Here is a 19,730-nt window from a genome sequence, read left to right as displayed (position 1 = left end):
ATTCATACATTATCTGATTACCGTGACTTTCTTTTGACCGTCTGCAGAAACCATAAGCACTACTTCTCCAAAAATTTGTACGCCTTCCACTACATAGGAATCTAAATGACTGGATGGAATCTCGTGGCTGATCACGATAATATGCTCCTCATTCCTTTCGGGGAGGATGATGCGGCAGGCCTCCGCCTGTGCAGCAGCCACCGGTTCACCCGTATGGCGGTAAATCGGCACCTGTTCGACCAGCGGACAGAACAACTCACCCGCAGGCTGCGGGTACAGCACCTGCATGATCGAGACCGTTCCTTTCCCCTTTCGGGAGTACACAGCATACTGATTGGGTTCCAGCAGATTATATTCGCGGGAGATTACCCCAGCATCCATCCTGCCCTGAAGACCATCAACATGAACAGGAAGGATACAAAGATTGGCTTCCCGCTCATTTTTTGTACGGCATATTAGCGTTCCATCTTCCATCTGAACCGTTCCGGGTGCAAAATGAAAATGCTGGGAAAATGTATGCTCCTGCCGGGAACTGAAGCTGTCCACCAGAAGCCAGTAAAAAGGCTTAATAAATAGGATCCTCCTTAACGGGTAGACCGGATCATCCCAATGACGGTAGCCGTCATGGCTGCCCTCTACATAATCAAAGTCCGGATGGCTGATCCATTGGCAGCCCGTTGGCTTCGCAATCTGAGAGAAGGACCATGTATCCGTGACTTCGGTAAATCCAATTCCGTCGACAGTGGTCGTATTATGGGCAGCGCTTTCTTTTAGCGCTTTTCTAAGTGGTGTATGATCACTATAGTTGTATCTGCCAAGATCGGTAAGCAGATCCCGCCCATAGGCATACAGATCGAAATGTAGCAGATCCGCGTGCCCATGTCCACCCCCAAGCGGTCCGCAGTGAAAATATAGGTACAAATCCTGCTCGTCCCAGCCCGTTCGCATCACATAATGACCGGAATGTGCATAAGAGCGTGACAAGTTTGGCGGTAGCTCCGCATTCAGCCGCTCGTAGCCCTCAACTCCATTTATCCCAAACAACCAGGCATTGTCATAATCCATTTGATCGTATCCGCCAAAGCGGAGTACAGCATCCTGAAATAACCAGCCCGCATAAGTCAAAAGCGAACGGATATCGCTGTCATCACTATCGCCAAGCATCGGCTGCCGGTGATTCGGCTTGGCCCAATACAATGAAGCGACAGCCATTTGCTGAACCTTTTGCTGAAATTCTTCCTGAAGCTCCAGTCCGTTCAATCGGGCTAAGTGGATGCAGTCGAGAAAACATACCAAAACCTCATGGTGATAGGTGGGCGATTGCTCCCAGTGGATGCCGTCCGCCATAATCTGAATTCGCGCCGTCTCTCCCAATCTCTCCTCACTGAGCTGTCGCCAGTTATTGGCGCTAGTGAACTCAGGGAAGTAGAGCGCAGTTTGGAACAAACCACAAGTCTCCAGCACCCCCCAGTTGCTGATCTTCTTCCAGCCCGTAAACGATAAAGCTAAATATTGGCCGTGTTCATGGAGAGATATCATCACTTTGGCCAGCAGCGTCGGTGTGAACAGCGGACTATCCTGTATATAAGACAGTGCTTTAATCCAGTTAGCACAACGAAGGCCCGCTTCAATTGTGCGCCATGTCAGCGAATCATTCGCAGGCTTGTCTGGAACGGGGTTACGGTCTATCCAATCTTCAAGCTGGCAGCAAAATGCTCTTGCATAAACCTCTTTACCTGTTATCGCATATACTTGTCCTAATGCCACCCAGTAGCGGTGGCGATTCAGCATATAAGCCCATTCTACATCCTTGTCCGGAACATGACGCCAGTCAATTTCTTCCTCAAAGGTAACCGGAATGCGGCTGCGCTCCATATCCCAGGGAAAACGAAAGAGAAACGTCTGCTCCACAACTTCATCCGCTGTCTTCATTACAGCTTCCAGCTCGTCTGCACAATAAAGCCGTACATAGTCAATAAGCTGCTGCTTCCGGTTATCCTCTTTCCGCCAGCCCGGCGTGCTCCGTCGGGTCAAATACCGATGTAATTCAGTCAGCGCATCGTCCTGCCGCGCTTGGCTGAGCGCATTCTTCACTAGAGCTAAAGCGGGCAACTCAAGGTCGAGCAGCGCAAAGACGGCATAGGGGGAGATTTGTCGGCCATCAGCGTTCATACCAGTACCCCTTGTTGCCTTTTTGCAGCCGCATCAATGCTTCAAGATAGAAATAATCTCCCCAGATCATGAAGTCATCTGGAGACAGATCGCCGCGCACATGATAAGAACCATGCTTCAGCAGCCCCTCCGCCTCTTCGCCGAGCGTGGAATAGTTCTGCACAAGCGAAGTCATCGACTGCATTAATCCCTGCTGAAAATAAGCCCGCTCCGAATCCTCCCCATCCATTAGCTCCAGCAGTTCCTGTAGTCCGGCTGCTACTATTGCCGAGGCCGAGCTATCCCGGTAAGTATCCGGAGATACCGGAGCATTAAAATCCCAGTAAGCGACATGATCCTGCGGCAAATGCTCCAGAAAATAGCGGGCCATCCGCTTGGACGTTTCCAAATACAACGGATTTTTGGTATAGCGGTAGGATAATGCAAAACCGTAAACACCCCAAGCCTGCCCGCGCGTCCAGGTCGATCCGTTAGTAAAGCCCTGATGAGTGGCGCCGCCAATCGGCTCTCCGGTCTTCGGGTCGAAGAAAAACGTATGGTAAGAGCTGTCATCTCCCCGTACCAGATACCGTCTCGTTTTCTCCGCCTGCATGACCGCCACCTCCCTGTATTCGGAATCACCGGTCTGTTCTTCTGCCCAATACAAAAGGGGAAGGTTTAACAGACAATCAATAATGATCCGCCCGCCTTCCTGAGTATCCCCCTCCGGTCCCCAAGCCTGAATATAACCGCCAGCTGTACGCCAGCGCTTCAGCAGCAGGTCTGCCGCCTGCAATGTCAGTTGACGCGCTGATTCGTCTTTATCTATAATCCACTGGGCTTTAGAGGATAACGAATACAGGAAGCCGATGTCGTGATGATCAAGCACGGTCTTTGCCGCGAAACGGCGGCGGAAATCTTCTACGGTATGGGATGCCGCAATACGGAAGCTGTCATCCCGCGTATATTCATAACACAACCACAACATGCCGCTCCAAAATCCGTTAGTCCAGTCGTCGTTGTTATTGAGCTGATAAGTTCCATTCCTGCTGACATGAGGGAAACTGCCCCCGAACCGGTCTATGTTCTTACGTACCTTCTCTATCGCATCTTCAATCGCACTACTCCACATAAGTTCCTTGCTCCCTTCAGGCTCTTCGTTTCTTACGTTTCATGATAAGGAGAGTGAACAGGATCTAATAGGGGCGATTTTTGCTTTGATGTGCATTATTTTGACTTTTGAATGACGTGAAGTACTGTAAGTTTACTTTCCAATCATAGGCATCAAATCAATATAGTAACAAAAGGTATAACTGTTTATGGGAAAATACGTTAAAATCAGAGAGTGACATACATCTTTCATTCTTTTTTAGAAACGGAGTGTCCTATTAATGAAAAAGCTAGGTGCATTATTTTTATCCATTTTCATGGTTATGTCTGTCTTTACCACTGCGCATGCTGCTGAAAAGCCTGTCGGTGTATGGATTGATGGAACCGAAATAAAGTTAGGCAATTCTAACCCTGTTGTAGAAAAAGGAACGACCCTAGTTCCTATGCGTCCCCTGCTAGAGAAGCTTAATGTAAATATTAATTGGAATAAAAAAACCCAAACCGTAACAGGGACCAAAAATGGACTGGCCCTCTCACTGACCATCGGTAGCACAACCGCAACGGTAAACGGGGAGAAGAAAAAACTAGAGGTGGCTCCTAAAACCATCAACAATGTCACCTATGTTCCTGTCCGCTTTATAGGAGAAACGATCGGCTATAAGGTGGAGTGGAGTCCAGCGCTGCGCACCATCACTTTTGTGGCCGATACTCAAGCTGCCGGAAGCACCGGATTCTTATGGAAAGTGGAGAACAACGGCAACACCGTCTATCTGCTTGGTTCTATCCATGTGGCTAACGACAAAATGTACCCGCTGCGTCCGGAGATTGAAGCTGCTTTTGAAGCCTCGCAATATTTAGGTGTCGAAGTAGATATCTCTAAGATTGATCAAGCTGAGATCCAAAAGTTTACTTTGGAAAAAGGCTCTTATACAGATGGAACCAAGCTCAAGGATCATGTATCCGCAGATACATATAACAAAGTAACTCAGCTGCTAAAAGCAAATGGTCTGGCGGAAAATGCATTCGATTCCTTCAAACCGTGGGTCGTTACCCAAGGTGTCTCAAGTCTACAGATGCAAGTTACAAGTTATACGGCGGATACCGGCATTGATTTATATTTTTTACAAAAAGCAGGCAAGCTGAACAAACCTATTATTGAACTGGAAAACACACAACTGCAGCTGAATATGTTCGACCAGTTCTCAGATGGATTGCAAGAAAAGCTTCTTGTCGACACACTCGGCAGCCTCAATCAAACGGACAATACTTCCGCAGCAGCTTCGCTGGATGCACTATCCCAAATGTGGATGCAAGGTGATGAGCAGTCGCTCGTAGCGATGACAAAAGCGGTCGCGCAAGAGCCAGAGTATTATAAAGGCCTGGTTTCGGATCGTAACGTCAACATGGTGAAGCATGTAAAAGAATATTTGAATAGTGATAAAAAAGCGACTTACCTTGTCGTCGTTGGCGCGCTGCATATGCTCGGTGACGATGGTATCGTGACCCAATTGCAAAAAGATGGCTTTAACGTCGTCAAACAATAATTGTTTTAGCTAAAATAAACAAGGCTGTCTCTTAGTCATCTACGATGATTATGGAGACAGCCTTTTATTTTCACTTTTTTTAGCTCAATCTAAGAGTAGAAGTTGGCTTAACATGTGGACAGAGCGGAGGGCCCTCCGGGATTCTGGAGAAACGCTCCCTACGAACCCAAAGCCGCTTGTTCATAAACGGGCTACTACAATTTTATTAACTGATCTACCTTAACTGGAAGTCCAGTAGCTATTGAACGATTTGCCGCAATCCCGGTCATAATAGACAACGCTCCGTCCACATGGGATGCTGCACGATTAAAGCGATCCTCCAGCGGACGTTCAAAAATATCACGCAGCATCACAGGATCTCCGCCTCCGTGCCCCCCAACTCCTTCTTCAATCTCCACTTCATAAGGTGCTGCGAAATGAGGGAAGACCGTGATCCGCTTGTCTTTTAACGCCCCTTCATCTTCCTTATTTCCTCCGGCATTTACATAAGACTGTTCGACGACCTTTACTTCCATCCGCCCCTTGGTCCCATTAAATACCACAATGAAACCCTCCCAAGGCAGATAAGCATTAAGTGAATAATTCATAATCGTCTTATTTTTGTATTTGACCATAACCGCCATCGTATCCTCAATGCTGATATTATCACCGAACACACTTTGGTCACGCAGGTAGCCATCCTCATGCTCCGTATCCAGATACATCTGCTTTAACTGCTCATTATCTTTAAGATGCAGGGCAAACGGATCATTTTCCGCCGCACTGCTACCATGAGCACGCTGATAAAACTCAGTCACCCCGCGCTTCTCCGCGTTTTCTCTGCCATAAAATCTTAGATCACCCATCGCATAAATCGTATCTGGGCGCGAACCCAGCCAGAAATTCATCAAATCGAAATGATGTGTGGATTTATGAACCAACAGACCTCCGCTGTTCCGTTTATCACGATGCCATCTGCGGAAGTAATCCGCCCCATGCTGCGTATTTAGCAGCCACTCGAAGTTGACGGAAAGCACTTCTCCAATCGCGCCGTCCATAATGAGTTCACGGATTTTGGTGTTGTGTGGGGCATAGCGGTAATTGAAGGTCACACGCAGCTTTTTCCCAGTCCGCTCAATCGCTTCAAGAATTTCCTGACATTTCTCTTCATCCACTGTCATCGGTTTCTCCGAAATAACATCGCAGCCAAGCTCCATCGCCCGGATAATGTAACGATGATGCGTGCGGTCAATACTCGTGACAATAACCGTGTCAGGTTTGGTTTCCTCAATCATACGGTCAAACTCATGAGCTTTATAGGTAGGAACCGCTTGATATTTATATTTTTCCTCCAGCAAACGGTTCGCATAATCCATTCTTGCTCCATTCACATCACAAAAGCCTACAATCTCAGAGGTTTCACGATAATTCGTGGTGATCTCACCATAAAAAAACTCCGCTCGGCCGCCGGTTCCTACGAAAGCATATTTCTTGTTGGACATCAGGATCACTCCATCACTTATTGATTTAAAAGCGTTTTCTTCTTATAGTGTATAGTATAAAATATATCTTAATCTAAGCGATTCTTAGCAGAAATAACAAAAACTTTGCAAATATTATCCTCATTATCAGAAAGGAGCAGATTTAGTATGGAACAGGAGCCTCAGCCTCCTTTTATAATTGAGCAAATAAAAAGAGCCGGTCCATTCAGCATGGATTCCGACCATTATCACGATACTTATGAAATTTATTATTTACTCGCCGGGGAACGCAGTTATTACATTAACAATCTGATCTACACCTTGCGTAAAGGTGATCTGATTTTTATTAACAAGAACGAGCTCCATCGTACCACCTCTAAAGGCTCTGCAAGCCATGAACGGATCTTAATTAACTTTGAGGAAAGCTTTCTGCAAAAGACATTGGCACATTTCGAGCTGCATTTTCCATTTATGGCTACACAAAGCTTGCTTTTGCGGCCCGGAGTACATGAGCAGGGGGTCATTGAATATCTTCTTTTCAGCATGCTAAAAGAACAAACAGAACCACGGACACAGCAATCCCCCTATCTGCAGACGCTGCTCATCCAACTATTTATTGAAATGAACAGAATACAGGAAATAAGCCGCGAGCCCATTGCCCCTGAGAGCAGTGAGAAGCAGCTAAAAGTCTACGAAATTATCGATTTTTTACAAACACATTATGCTGAAAAGCTTACATTGGAGCGGCTATCTGAGACTTTTTTCATCAGCAGCACCTATCTCTGCCGTGTGTTCAAGCAGACAACTGGCTTCACCATCGTAGAATATCTAAACTACATTCGGATCAAGGAAGCCCAACGTCTCTTGCAGAGCACCAACGCTAAAGTTACGAACATCGCCGAGGATACCGGCTTTGACAGCATCGCCCACTTCGGGCGTGTGTTTAAACAAATCGTTAAACGTTCGCCTTTGCAATATCGCAAGCAAAACCGCTGATCCACAGCTAGAAATCACAACCAGTTCTCTTTGTAGCCGCTCCGTCGATCAAAAGTACCTTATGTGAACTGCCATGGGCATGGGGGCATCTGGGACGGGAGCATCGGGAGCATCGGGGGCATCAGGGGCATCAGGAGCATCAGGAGCATCAGGAGCATCAGGAGCATCAGGAGCATCGGGAGCACCGGGAGTATCTGAGCAACAACAATATCTCGTCACTAGATTACCTTTTCGCGCGAACAAAGTTCATGAGGCTATCGGACCCAGTGGACCTTATTCGCAGCATAATCGCTATTTTGGGATTTTATCGGACCCCATAGTCGCTATTGGCATAAAAAGCTACCTATATTAGCCGTTTTCGAAGCAATAACGTCACTGGAGTCCGAAAATGGCCCCAAAAGGCGATAAATCTGCAAATAACGTCATCTGAGTCCGCATAACTTTGTCTAGCAGGAGTAATCGGCGGTTTCGGGGGGGGCCGGGGGGTTTCGGGGGGGTTCGGGGTTTCGGGGGTTTAAGCAGCACTGTAACGCATAACAAAGAGCAGCGATCCCCACTAATGGAGTATCGCTGCTCCGCTGTAATTTTGTGATTAATACGGTCGTCTCATTCCTCATCATGCCATTCATTTTGCTTCGTCATGTGATTTCATTTCCAAATCTCGTACGAGCCTGTGAACCTCAATTCCGGCCAGCAGCACGATGCCAATCCCATGTGTATCGTTTAATTGCCAGGTCAATTCATCTTTATAATACAGTTTGTTAAACGAATAACCCGAACCGCGGCAGACACCGTAAACATTGCCTTGTTTGTCAATACAATAACGGGTTAAGCCACTCCAGCCGTTGATTGCAGAGGTTACGTATGACTCTGGTTCCAGCAGCCAACCGCAGCGTACGCCTCTAGCAAAAGCGTAAATAAACATAGAGGTACAAGAAGCCTCCGCGTAGGACTTAGGATCCGTCAACACTTGATGCCATAAGCCCCGCTCATCTTGCAGCTTAAGATAGCCTTTACTAAGCTCGCGGAAATAATCAAGCAAATCAGCTCGCAACGGATGTTGCTCAGGCATAACTTCAAGCAGCTCAGTCAGCGAGAAAATCACCCAACCATTACCTCTGCCCCAAGGCACGCCATTGGGTTTATTAAACTTATAATCATACACATGATGCATAATGCCAAGCTCCGGCTGGAACAGCCGCTCCTTGTAATGTAAAAACTGCACCGCCGCATCATCAAGATAAGCCGCATTTCCGGTCATTTCATAATATTTGCTTAGAAATGGCGTGCTCATATACAGATCATCACACCACATCGTCTGCTGCATGAAATCAACTGTGCCACTGGTCCGATACAAAGCTCCGTCAGGCAGCCTGCTCTGCACTTTAGTAATGTAATTGGCAATTTCAGCAGCAGCTTCCGGTGCGCCCTGTAGTGGACGAAGCTTATGTGCTTCCAGCATCGTTGCCCCGAAGGATCCGCAGTCGTCCAGCGAATCCATCAGCGCCAGCTGATGATTGATGCCCGGAGCGCCATAACGTTCAAGGTCCCATAAGGCATATTCATGCAGCCCTGTACATTGCTCAATATGGTGTTGTGCATATTCGGCATAATGGGGGGCCTTAAGCTCTACTCCTGTTCTCAGCAATCCGTACAGGGTTACGCCTAGAGGGTAATTCCAGCGCCCAAACATAACACTCTCCAAATAAGGCCTAACCCAGCTATTCGGTTGGTCTACACGCCAAAAGGTTACTTCATCCGCTTCCCCAAATAAAGTATCCATAGAGGTCAGTTCTAAGACTTTCGGCGCTGTCCCCGAGGTGAATAGTCCAAGGTACAACCATGGATCAGTTAATCCTTCAACGGGATATGGTTGCACGAGACTACTCTGAACACTACCAGACCGTACGTCCAGTTCAAATCCCCAATTCCCCTCTCCACAGATGGACTCCACGACCAGATCATGTAGTCCATAACCAAGCTCCAGTTGGATATCAAGCATACCTTTCACGTTCTGATACTCAGCTACAAGTTTCCCATTCACATAGATAGAGATTTCAGCCATTCCACGATAGCTACCTTGCAGATGAATGTCGTCTTTCTGTAGGCTGTTAACTTCCAGCTTACACCAAGCATACGCCTTGGCTCCCAGCATTTCCCCAAATATGCGTGAACAGTTGCCAGTTGCCTGTTCCTGTGGCGACCATTGCTGTGTCGGAAACCAAACGCAGCGAGCTGTCATTTGCTCTTCAGTGAATTCAGCTTCCAGCCAAGCTGCCCAAGATGTCTGCTGGGGTCCACTATAAATCCAACCTTCACAACCGCTTAACTGCGCCGTCGGAGTAAGAAAGTGTACTGGTGCACCTTTGACACTGCCCGTTCCAAAAACCCCTCCGCAACCTGTACCTGTTGCAACATACTCCAGTACCAGATGGTTCCAGCCTTTATCCATGCTCGCCCGAAAAAACGTCCTCCGGTCCGGAAACACATCATCATTTAGATTGGAGCTAAACACCAGCCGTCCATTTATGTAAACCTTAACTGGACTGTAGCAACTAACTGAGAAAGGGGCATCTACCTCATTGTCACTCCACAGCTTTCCCCACACATATACGAATTGTCCTGCCGCTAGCTCCGGCAGTCGTTCTTCCAGATTCATATCGTAACGGCAGTCGCGGAGCCGGTTGAAACCACTCTGCGAATGTACCCGGTACACCGGAGGCTGCGGGGGATAGGCACCGATAAAACGGCTGGCCACAGCGGCCAGTACATTTTCGATTTTGCCCCCATTATATTTGGCAATACAATCAGGATCAGGAAAGTATTCTGTAATATAAGTACTCACTAAGCGTATCCTCCTTCATACCGTTATTTCTCCACCGGGATACAGCGTCGAGTTGTACAATCTTTTAGGCTGAGGTAACGATTTCTCAGAGGCACAGGTACTAATATCTATCCACTCGCTTGAATATACCGTTGCGGACTCATCATTATAAATTACAACCTGTTCCCTGCCACATCCCAGAAGATCGCCGTGAACGGCATAACCTTCCTCCTTGAATTCAGCTACAACCCGCATATGTCCATCGTACAAAGCAGGATATACTCCGCCTCCCCGGCGGTACGCGAGAATATAATCCGGAGAACCCGCTTGCCAGTTGCTCACGGCTTCAACTATAGTCAGCCAACCGTCGCTTGTACGTTCTTCTTTCCAAAGTTCCTTGCCATTACAGTCTAGAAGAAATAACGCATCCTTGCCCTTCAGCCCTTTGCCGTCATCTTCGCGGATCATTCGGTCCAGCCCGGCAACCTGAAGGCCAGGCAGTTCAGGCCGGAATCGGCCTAACGCCAGATGCTGTGACTCGATAGAGCCGTCATAACGCCAAAGCTCTTGTCCGTCCCGGTCATACATCACCGTTACGCTTCCGCCGACAACCAGTTCAGGATAGCCATCTCCATTCACATCGCCAACCCAAATACAGTCCGCATGGTCGTCAAGATCATGGCAGCTCCATAATAAATCACCTTTAGAATCAAGCAGATCATAACCTGCCATCACTTGATCCTGTCCATTTCCATGAAGATCGTGAACCCACGGATAATGTCCTACATTGCCTTTATGCGTCCATAATAAATTGAAATCCTGATCCATGGCCCACAGTTGATGATAACGGTCCTTCAGAATGATGTCGGAAGCGTGTTCTTGCCCTGTTAGATTGGCGATGATAATACAATCATGTGCATGTTCAGCAGGTAAGTCGTATATCGACTTAACCGTTCCTGTTGAACCTTCAAGAATATGAAACCGTCCATCCATTACACATAATACTTCCAGCGCCCCATCACCATCTAAATCATAAATTTGCGCTGGATAGTCCGAGCCTTGGCTGCCAGCGTCAGGATCGGGTGTGCCCACCTGCCACAGCAGCTTGCCATCCATATCAAAAGCAGTCAGGCATTGCACCTGATGGGGAATATAACGTACATCCTGGCGATTATCCGGCTGAACCAGCAGTATTTCCGCACGTCCATCCCCATTCAGATCGCCAATAAGCATTTTGCAGCGTGGACCGGCAGCGGAAATATCTACTTTTGCCAGCTGATAGACTAATTGTGTGTCCTTCGTTTTCATTAGAATCCTCCTGTCTTCTCTCTTCGATTAGATCTCTGGGAAACGGATGGTTTGTCCGCCTGCTACTTCTATAATCAAACCGTCGATTTCCAGCCAGACAGATAGTGCTCCCGGATTATATACAAAATCCCGAGCAGCGGAGAAAATAAGGGCTTCACAAGCCTTCATATAATGAACGAGTTCAATATTTGTCGCGTACCAGATTTCCTCTAGTCCTCCCACTGCTTCACAGAAGCTTTCCATCAGCTCCCAGTTATTATCGTTATCAAATTCATAACTATGGCCCCACACATACATCAGATATAAATACTGCCGTTTATGCAGCTTCACGAACTGCTCCGCATGCTCCAGCAAATGATCATTATGATGGCAAGTCCCCCGCCATTCCAGCCAATCCTCCGGCAGCCCAAAGCCGCCGCCAGTGGTCTGTACCACACGGGCATATTCCATGCCTAAATGAGGCAAAAGCTTCTTTATCTCCTTGTTAAAGGAACCGTTAGGATAAGACATTCCCCGTATCGGCACCTGGAGCAGCGTCTCAAAACACTTTCGATCCTCCATAATCTCATGGATGATTTGCTCCTGCGGACAACGGGCCATCGTCGGATGGTGTTGCGTATGAACAGATACCTCATGTCCCTGGTACAGCTCAGTTATTTCATCTGCCGCAATACGATCACCTTCACCCAGCAGGCCAGAATTGAGATGAAATGTTCCTCTAATCCCATGGCGGTTAAATAGTCTTACCAATCTTTCGTCAGCCCGTCTGCCGTCATCATAGCTCATTGTAAGCGCCTTATGTCTGCCTTCAGGGTAACAATAATAAATAATAGACATCCATCTGAAGCCTCCTTCGCATTACTGTCCAAAAACCGTCAGATTTGAGTATTCAGCCATCAGGGGTGCCATCTGTCGGAACCCAATTTTCCCGCCTGTCAGTAGCGGCCCATAGGTTTCACCATCATCTATCCATGTAAAAATCGGCAGTTCATTGATTGCAAAAGACAGCATAGGACCACGCTTTACCACTAACATCCGGTAAGGCTCAGTCATGTCGCTGACGTCCGGAAGCGGATCAGCTGCCTGCGCAACCAGATGAAAACCATAGCTTTTACGCAAATTACAGGTATGAAATTCACGTTCTTCCACCCAACGCCTGCGAAAATACGAGATATGATACGTATCTATCTGCCCGTGATGGTATTGATCATATTCACCCGTACGGCGAGCAAGCGTGGAATCAAATAAATCCTTCCCACCCTCTCCTTTGGCCGCGATAAACAAAATCGCCAACCCCGGCTCACGCAATGGGCGGAAATTCCAAGATACGGCGAGGTCTGCCGGGAACTCTTCTGGACACCAGAGAACGACATTTGCTTGTTGTCCGGCCTCGGCATGGATAGTACTCTCCAGTCTCATTCGCTGCAAAGGGAAGGAAACCGCTCCCGCTCCCTCCATCTGGAATCCAGCGATATCACTAGTTGAAGCGAGGGGATTATGGTAGATTGGTTTCCATGCTTCAGGGATCAAACCACCTATACCCGTGTCCTGCATCGGCCTAGTCATAAATCATTCCTCCCCACAATGAAGCCTTTAATTCGCGCGTTCCGGTAAAGCACTACCGATTAATTCCAAGGCAATGATCGTATTTAAAGACCACTGCGAGGCTTCATTTGTATTCATCCAATCGATCTCATTTAACTCAGTCATATAAGTGACCTGATCAGCTTCCTCCTGTAGATTCACACAACCAAACGGATTCTCCAGCAAAATCGACCAGCACCGCTCTGCCGTCGCTGGATCCTTGCGGTAATATGCTCCATATGCAGCAATGGCTACACTGAGTACAGGATGCTCAAAACGGAGTTTTCCTGAAATCAACCCTCCTGTAAATGCGTCCTTCTCTTCTTGTGGCAAATTATAAAATACGCCGAACTCAGCCAGCATATCTTCCCAGTCCGGGTCCTCCAGCATTGCCGCCAGCTCGAACCACACCTGCGGACCTCCCATGCTAATCGCTAGATGACGCCCCCAGTTATCGTCGCCTATTCCCGACAATAGGCCAGTTGCCGGATCATAACCATATGTGGGACCAGATAATAGCCGTAAATTTGCCCTTTTGATACAATCCATGCCTGATATAATCTTGTCACGATAAGCGGTATCCTCGAACCGCTCCCAGCGGGTCATCCAATTAGAGCTAAAGGCCGCCCAGTCCGGACCGACCCTAACATGAGTGGGGAATTCATCCTTCGGAAAATACGCCCGCATCGGGTCCAGAGTAACTGTTGAATAATCAGCATCCTTTACACTGTCCATAATATCGCCGACCCGCTCGTCTCCGGTCAGATAATAATAGTAGCGATGCAGACCCGCCATGGCGATACGAGCCTCTTTGCAGCCGCAGCCCCAGTGGATGACATTATGCCGCGAGCCTAGTCCGGCGTATTCGCCAAAATGATATACATCTACCTCACTCGTATGCCTGGTCATAGCTTCGGCCATTCGGAACACATCCGCTCTCCCGGACCGGAGAAACGTTACCCACAACCACATATTTGGCACCAGCTCGGAATTCTGCCAGGCGCAGCCACCGAGATCATAGTTCCATACATGTCTGACCGGATCATAGCTGTGCATGAAATCTCCGTAGTCCCAAAAACCGTACCATTTGCGCTGCTCGATCTCTTCCTGGTAAAAGGAGATGATCCCGTCCAGCCGATCTTCCAGATATTCCTTGGCTGGCGTGCTCCGATCAGGCAAACTCCAGAAACCAAAAGCACCCGCTTCATGATAATAAGTTGGTTCGCAAACCAGCAATGAAGGTTCTTCAGCTTCTGCCTGCATCCGCTGCAACAATTCAGGCCCGGGAGTCTGCGCCATACACCAGAATGTTAGCTCGCTAGTATTAGCGATACCAAATGGAGTGGCCCGTAATTCTTCTGCACCTTCATACGAGGATTCCACATGTGTTTTCGTATCATAATGCCGCAAGTCCATAGCCGCTGCATCAGGAGACCAGAACCAGACAGTAAGCGCTGCCGCGTCAGTGGCAATGGAACCAATCTCCATTCCTGCCGGATGCTTACGCCAGAAATTCTTCATCCCGACGGCTAGCCCTCCGCCCTCTGCCCCAACATAACCAAGCCCACCTGCCCGGCGGCCTTCTGCTGCCTTGATCCAAGCGCAGCCATCCTCTGTCCGCTTCCAGATCCCATAATGCTTGGAAGAATCTTGAACCAGCCGAAAGCTGCCCCAAGTGGCGGAGTCATCCAATAAACTAAGGAAATAGGCATCCTCTTCTGGATTAAATGTCACAGCACATCCTGCTACCTGATCGAGGAATAAATCACGGTACTTACCTTTGGTTCGCCGTGTATGCAACGTCTTAGGAGACTCGCTAAACAAGCCGCTATCTCCGGCAAAACGAACATGGCGGTTGTAAAGAGGTCCACGCAGCGGCACTGTGAATTCTATTCCTAATCCTTTAATAAAATCCTGCTGTGGATTACCGTCATAATGAAACGTATGAACTAATCGAATAGACTCCAGCCCAGCATAAAAATATAAACGTAACGTATAGGGGAGCCACTCATGAGCACTGTGCGAAGCTTGATGAAGTCCTTCTAGCTTCACCACTGCGCGAACAGGTCCGTCCTGTTCAAGGATGGCACTTAACGTTCGTCCTGCGAATCGCTCCTCACGTATGCTCAGGGTGCCAGCACCCTCATCTCTCTGTTCACGTATACATACAAGCTCGCCATTACTGCATACTTCGGTTCCTTCCGTGTCCGCCGGATTTCTGCGCACAATACTGCGGATAAGACCCTTCCCCTGCTTTTTAACCGTGCAAATAATAACACCTGTATCTATAATGAAAGCTTCCTCTGTTTCCTGCACAGTTAGTCGCTCAGTCACTTCCGTAGCTGGAGTCGCTTGATTTATTGTCATTGTCGCTAAGGAATCCTGCTGAATATCCGAATTTTTGTTTACTACCGAGTGCGTGGACCATTTGATGCTCCCGTCTGGCCAAAAAGCTGCTGGCCAGCTTTGCAGCGGCACATGCTTTTCGTTCTTCGGCATACTTAAGCAGAGATTCTTTAACGATTCCCTGCCGAGCGCTCCTTTTTTCCAAGGAACCCCCCAGGTAACACCCACATCAATAGCGGGCTTTTTTAGCCAATGCAGGCCAATCGGCAGAGCCGTAGGCACAACAACCATCTCCTTCATACGTTCTTCGCCGCACGTCCTCTTTACTTTTAAAGAGCTTCATTATTATGGCTTAGCTCTCTATAGCGGCTTGGAGTTATTCCCTCTTGTTTCTTAAAAATCCGGTTAAAATAGCTATGCTGATAACCCACCTGTTCAGCTACATCGTTAATTCGCAGCGAAGTATCACGCAGCAGCTCCTTGGCTTTATCAAGCCGTAATTCGGTCAGATAATCGATGAAATTTTTCCCGGTGACCCGTTTGAATGATTTACTCAGTAAAAATGGGCTGATTCCTGTATAATCCGCACATCCATCCAGCGAAATATTATCCATATAATGCTCATTGATATACATCATGGCATGCTCAATCGTCCGTTTGATTCCGGCATCAGAACGTTCACTCAGCTCCGTCAGATACGGTGCGACTACCTTTTCCTGAAACCAGGCAAGGATAAGCTTCGGCTCATGAATTTGGGACAGTGCCGCGTACAGATTAGCCCCTTTGAACAGTTGGTTTGGATGAATGCCTGAGACCATAATGGCGTGCTGAATACTGCCTAACAAATGAAGCATGCCCTGCTGCACATCAATCACTTTTGCCCCATTGGCACACAGTGCCTCCAGAAATTCCTCCAACAGCCGGTAAGCCTCTTCCGCTTCTCCTGTGCGCAGGGCCTGAATCATTCCGCGCTCCAAAGTGAACGAATATTGCGGTTCTGGCGTACTTTGCCCCTCACGATCCAGTAGCTCCATATTAATAATCTGGTTCTCACCACCAAACTGGCGATAACTAGCGGCTTGCTTCGCAGCCTCGAACGCTAGCGGAATACCGGATATCCTTCCAACCGGTGCACTAAACGCCACTGTTACCCTCATTTTTAACATGCGATTAATCGTTCCTGTCAGTTCTTCGCTAAAGGCTTGCACCGCTTCCAGCGATGGATTCGCAACGGGTTCGATAAGAAGTAATCCTGCCGTGAGATCATGGAAATTGATAATATCAGCCTGCTTAAAGTGCTCGGCAGACAATTCTCCGATAATATTGACGGCGGCGAATGATACAAGACTTTCATCACCGTTGCGGAACTTCCCCTCCTGGCTGGAGATGCCTGTAAGCTGAATATAAAGAATAATATAATGACAATCCTCTACTTCCCACTTAAAGCGCCGCATCCGGCTTTGCAGATCCTGCTCAGAATAAGAATATAAATACCCCTGAAACAGCTGATGCAGAAAGCTTTCTTTCACATGTGGAAGCTGCTCGGAAAGAGTGTACTTCAGGGCATGGCTCTCCCCGTGCAAGTTCTGCCAATGCCGTTCAATCAGAATGAACTCATCCTCCCTACTCGCAGCCGCCGCTTGGTCAGGCAACAAAGTCTGCAGCAAACGTCCTATCGGTGAATAGATTTTACGGGAAGCAAACCAAGACAGAATCGCCGCCAGCAGCAAAGCACTAAAGCTAACTAAAAATATCAGTCTTGAAATGAAGACGACAGGTGAAGTTATGCTGGTTATCGGTGAAGCGGACACATAGAGCCAGTCTGCGGAGAGTCGGGAAAACTCACCATAAGTCACTGCATATGTAGCCTTACCCCAGTCGAAGAGAAAAGAGGACTCAAGATTTGACTCATGGTTCGCGCCCCGTTCCACAATCTCATTATGCAATGCGGTAAGTAAGGGAGAATCCTCGGCACTGTCTCCAGCAGATACGTACAAATCCCCCGTCGTCTGCAGCAAAAATGTCTCGCCGCTATTATAAGGTGTCATAGTTCGTAGCATCGCAGCTACTTTCTCCGTATCCATGCGGAGCAAAAGAGCCCCGAAGGGCTTCAAGCTTCCGCCCGGAATATGATGGACTAGCGTTAATTCTTTGACATTTGGTTTATTGGGATCGAATGCCCACTGCGTCCAATAGGTGCTTTGTTCAGTATCAATCAATTTGTCATATTGACCAGAAACCATGCTGGAGTCAATCGTGCCATATTCGGGATTAAATAGTAATGGATGATCTCCTGATAGATAGAGTTCAACGTTACTCGTCATCGTGTTCGAGCCCTGCATCACTACGAGTGTCTTCGTAATATCCCAAGCCCGCTCATGATCCTGAATAAAATCAAGGCCATTCAAGCTGTAATCAAACTTGGGATCAAAAGCCCAATGTGCCAGCATCAGCTCCAGATTGGACAGCTGATCATCAATATTAGCCACCCGCTGTTCAATCTGCCTGTTATGCATCTGCAGCAGCTCGCTCTCCAGACGTCCCCCTGCCATCCAGTAGACAAGCGCACCAATAATAAACCCCGGAATGGATGACACCACCAGCATAATGATCAGGTTTTTCCGATAATACCGGCCTTTACAGCCTGACCAGCCTTTTGTATAACGCTTCCATTTCGCCACATTTCTCATCACTATGCTCTCACCAGCCGAATCAGATAAATTTGAAGTGCAATCGAACCACATTCGTTTTGCTCCTCAGATCCTTTCCAGCCGGATAAAAGCACTAGGAAGGATCTATTGGTCAGCCTTAGCGTATAATTCGTTCATTTCCTTTACTAAATCATCTCCACCTGTTTTTCTCCATACGTCAAATGCGGATTTCAATTCAGCTTCATCAATTTGTCCTACAATATACTTTATGCGTGCATCATTAATTACATTGTCGAGTTGAGCACCCTTTTGCGAATATACTGTGGAAATAAAGGCCTCTGCCGGATTAACCACGATCGAAGCTTCATTTGCCTTTTGAACTTCAGTTTGTTTAAGACGCAGCGGCGTTTGTGCTACAGTCTTGGACTTATCCTCAGGAATATAGGCCAATATTTGGTTTAGACCTTCCACTTCTGACTCCACAAGTACAGTGTCTTTGGAGCGTTCAATAAAACCATCCACCATAGTGTAGTGAGTACCTTCCAAACCAAAACCTAACATCGTTTGTAATTCCGGATTATTGATTTGATCTAGAAAAGCCAGTACCCGTTTCAGTTCTTCTTCGCTCTTCACAGATGATTTTGGAATAGCCAGCATGCCCGAGAAACCAGAGGTCGGCAATGTGTGTAGCTTGCCATCCGTACCTGTTACGCCCCCGCTTACATCTACATAATGTTTATCCGGTTCGTCTTTGCCTTCTTTTTCTAGCGCAGCGTGAATTTTATCATCCACCCGGGCGCCTGTATCGACCACATCGACGATTACTCCTGCCTTATTGTTCACGATCGGATCTGTCCATTTGGCACTGTCCATTACAGCAAAGTCGGAGTTGATCAATTTCTCATCATACAGCTTCTTCATGAACTTAAGCGCTTCCAAATATTCTGGATATTCATGCTCAGGCACCAGCTTGCCATCTTGCACGCCCCATTTATTCGGTGTTCCAAACCATAACTTAATGGTATCAAAACCGCTGGCCCACTGGCCGCTCCATTTGACAAGCACCATGCCATACGTATCCTCTTTACCATTGCCGTCTGGATCTTTTTCCTTGAACGCTTTCAGCATATTGTAGAAATCATCCACCGTCTGCGGTGTTTGCAACCCCACCTTCTCCAGCCAATCCTTGCGGAAAACCATACCGTTACGGCCGAGTACACGCCCCCGATAGATCCCGTAATTCTTCCCATCAATGGCCGAGTTTTTCAGAATAACCGGGTTCGCTTGGCTTAAATTCGGATAATCCTTAAGGTAAGGCCCTACTTCCCAGAATGCACCCGATTTGGCAGCGTTCACAAAACTAGAAGCCTTAACATCCCCCACGTAGATAATGGTCGGCAGCTTCCCAGAAGCTAGCGTAATATTAAATTTATCTGCATAAGATGCATTCGGGACCCACTCAAAGTGGATTTTTGTATTGGTCTGTTTCTCCAGTTCAGCAGCAACCGGACTGCCATCCTTCGGATAATTTGTTTTGAATATCGGCAGCATGAGGGTCAGATCCAGCGGGGACTCGCTTTTCTCTTCTCCAGTATTACTACTTCCCTCACTTTTGCTGTTAGAACCTGCAGATTCATTACCTGAGCAACCTGCAACAACAGTTGTAACCATCATAGCCACAAGTAAAAGTAACAACCAGCGCTTCTTTTTTACCGAACGATTAGCTTCCATTATTATACCTCCAAATTGGAATAAG

At 47.6% G+C, this 19,730-nt stretch carries 13 protein-coding genes; 3 read left to right on the top strand and 10 right to left on the bottom strand.

The features are described 5' to 3' along the window. Positions 1–9 precede the first annotated feature (9 nt). Positions 10–2,172: an alginate lyase family protein gene (locus MKY54_RS08275; RefSeq protein WP_339190172.1), complete on the bottom strand. Its 2,163-nt coding sequence runs from the start codon at positions 2,170–2,172 to the stop codon at positions 10–12. Further along, entirely contained in the window at positions 2,162–3,283 is a 1,122-nt protein-coding gene (locus MKY54_RS08270) for a glycoside hydrolase family 88 protein (protein WP_076184732.1), read from the bottom strand. The genes MKY54_RS08275 and MKY54_RS08270 overlap by 11 nt, the downstream gene beginning before the upstream one ends. A gap of 259 nt (positions 3,284–3,542) precedes the next feature. Between MKY54_RS08270 and MKY54_RS08265 the strand changes: the two genes are divergently transcribed. After that, on the top strand, positions 3,543–4,805 hold the full coding sequence (locus MKY54_RS08265) for a TraB/GumN family protein (protein ID WP_339190170.1): 1,263 nt from the start codon (positions 3,543–3,545) through the stop codon (positions 4,803–4,805). Between the two features lie 194 nt (positions 4,806–4,999). Here MKY54_RS08265 and MKY54_RS08260 read toward each other — a convergent pair whose 3' ends face one another. Continuing rightward, the gene (locus MKY54_RS08260; RefSeq protein ID WP_076141355.1) at positions 5,000–6,286 is read right to left on the bottom strand and encodes a Gfo/Idh/MocA family oxidoreductase; all 1,287 of its coding nucleotides are present in this window, start codon (positions 6,284–6,286) and stop codon (positions 5,000–5,002) included. 147 nt (positions 6,287–6,433) lie between these two features. Between MKY54_RS08260 and MKY54_RS08255 the strand changes: the two genes are divergently transcribed. Continuing rightward, positions 6,434–7,261, top strand: a complete 828-nt coding sequence (locus MKY54_RS08255) for a helix-turn-helix domain-containing protein (RefSeq protein WP_076141354.1) — start codon at positions 6,434–6,436, stop codon at positions 7,259–7,261. A gap of 73 nt (positions 7,262–7,334) precedes the next feature. Further along, a complete protein-coding gene (locus MKY54_RS08250; RefSeq protein ID WP_339190168.1) occupies positions 7,335–7,613 on the top strand; it encodes a hypothetical protein in 279 nt (92 codons plus the stop codon). Between the two features lie 273 nt (positions 7,614–7,886). On the opposite strand, the gene MKY54_RS08245 is transcribed toward MKY54_RS08250, so the two are convergent. The 7 genes from MKY54_RS08245 to MKY54_RS08215 are packed head-to-tail and all read right to left on the bottom strand — an operon-like array spanning position 7,887 to position 19,705. Beyond that, entirely contained in the window at positions 7,887–10,106 is a 2,220-nt protein-coding gene (locus MKY54_RS08245) for a glycoside hydrolase family 88 protein (RefSeq protein WP_339190166.1), read from the bottom strand. A gap of 15 nt (positions 10,107–10,121) precedes the next feature. Continuing rightward, positions 10,122–11,393 carry a hypothetical protein gene (locus tag MKY54_RS08240; protein ID WP_339190164.1) on the bottom strand — a complete coding sequence of 424 codons (1,272 nt, stop codon included), beginning with the start codon at positions 11,391–11,393 and terminating at the stop codon, positions 10,122–10,124. 27 nt (positions 11,394–11,420) lie between these two features. After that, positions 11,421–12,230 (bottom strand): polysaccharide deacetylase family protein, encoded by an 810-nt coding sequence (locus tag MKY54_RS08235; protein WP_339190163.1) that lies wholly within the window; start codon positions 12,228–12,230, stop codon positions 11,421–11,423. A gap of 21 nt (positions 12,231–12,251) precedes the next feature. Further along, positions 12,252–12,959 (bottom strand): DUF1961 family protein, encoded by a 708-nt coding sequence (locus MKY54_RS08230; protein ID WP_339190161.1) that lies wholly within the window; start codon positions 12,957–12,959, stop codon positions 12,252–12,254. A 27-nt stretch (positions 12,960–12,986) separates the two neighbouring features. Further along, positions 12,987–15,614, bottom strand: coding sequence for a hypothetical protein (locus MKY54_RS08225; RefSeq protein ID WP_339191138.1), 2,628 nt, complete (start codon positions 15,612–15,614; stop codon positions 12,987–12,989). A gap of 38 nt (positions 15,615–15,652) precedes the next feature. Next, positions 15,653–18,067: a helix-turn-helix domain-containing protein gene (locus tag MKY54_RS08220; RefSeq protein WP_081387338.1), complete on the bottom strand. Its 2,415-nt coding sequence runs from the start codon at positions 18,065–18,067 to the stop codon at positions 15,653–15,655. Positions 18,068–18,118: 51 nt separating this feature from the next. Continuing rightward, on the bottom strand, positions 18,119–19,705 hold the full coding sequence (locus MKY54_RS08215) for an extracellular solute-binding protein (RefSeq protein WP_076220261.1): 1,587 nt from the start codon (positions 19,703–19,705) through the stop codon (positions 18,119–18,121). Positions 19,706–19,730 lie beyond the last annotated feature (25 nt).

This window comes from Paenibacillus sp. FSL P2-0121 (assembly GCF_037975345.1).
GTDB classification, from domain to species: Bacteria; Bacillota; Bacilli; order Paenibacillales; family Paenibacillaceae; genus Paenibacillus_AQ; species Paenibacillus_AQ odorifer.
The sequence above is the reverse complement of the archived record's forward strand: the minus strand, read 5'-3'. Positions and strand labels throughout refer to the sequence as shown.

Coding starts and splice junctions, on each gene's coding strand:
- MKY54_RS08235 (WP_339190163.1), bottom strand. CDS start 12,230: ATGTCTATTATTTATTATTGTTACCCTGAAGGCAGACATAAGGCGCTT.
- MKY54_RS08240 (WP_339190164.1), bottom strand. CDS start 11,393: ATGAAAACGAAGGACACACAATTAGTCTATCAGCTGGCAAAAGTAGAT.
- MKY54_RS08220 (WP_081387338.1), bottom strand. CDS start 18,067: ATGTGGTTCGATTGCACTTCAAATTTATCTGATTCGGCTGGTGAGAGC.
- MKY54_RS08270 (WP_076184732.1), bottom strand. CDS start 3,283: ATGTGGAGTAGTGCGATTGAAGATGCGATAGAGAAGGTACGTAAGAAC.
- MKY54_RS08260 (WP_076141355.1), bottom strand. CDS start 6,286: ATGTCCAACAAGAAATATGCTTTCGTAGGAACCGGCGGCCGAGCGGAG.
- MKY54_RS08215 (WP_076220261.1), bottom strand. CDS start 19,705: ATGGAAGCTAATCGTTCGGTAAAAAAGAAGCGCTGGTTGTTACTTTTA.
- MKY54_RS08255 (WP_076141354.1), top strand. CDS start 6,434: ATGGAACAGGAGCCTCAGCCTCCTTTTATAATTGAGCAAATAAAAAGA.
- MKY54_RS08230 (WP_339190161.1), bottom strand. CDS start 12,959: ATGACTAGGCCGATGCAGGACACGGGTATAGGTGGTTTGATCCCTGAA.
- MKY54_RS08225 (WP_339191138.1), bottom strand. CDS start 15,614: ATGGTTGTTGTGCCTACGGCTCTGCCGATTGGCCTGCATTGGCTAAAA.
- MKY54_RS08275 (WP_339190172.1), bottom strand. CDS start 2,172: ATGAACGCTGATGGCCGACAAATCTCCCCCTATGCCGTCTTTGCGCTG.
- MKY54_RS08250 (WP_339190168.1), top strand. CDS start 7,335: ATGGGCATGGGGGCATCTGGGACGGGAGCATCGGGAGCATCGGGGGCA.
- MKY54_RS08265 (WP_339190170.1), top strand. CDS start 3,543: ATGAAAAAGCTAGGTGCATTATTTTTATCCATTTTCATGGTTATGTCT.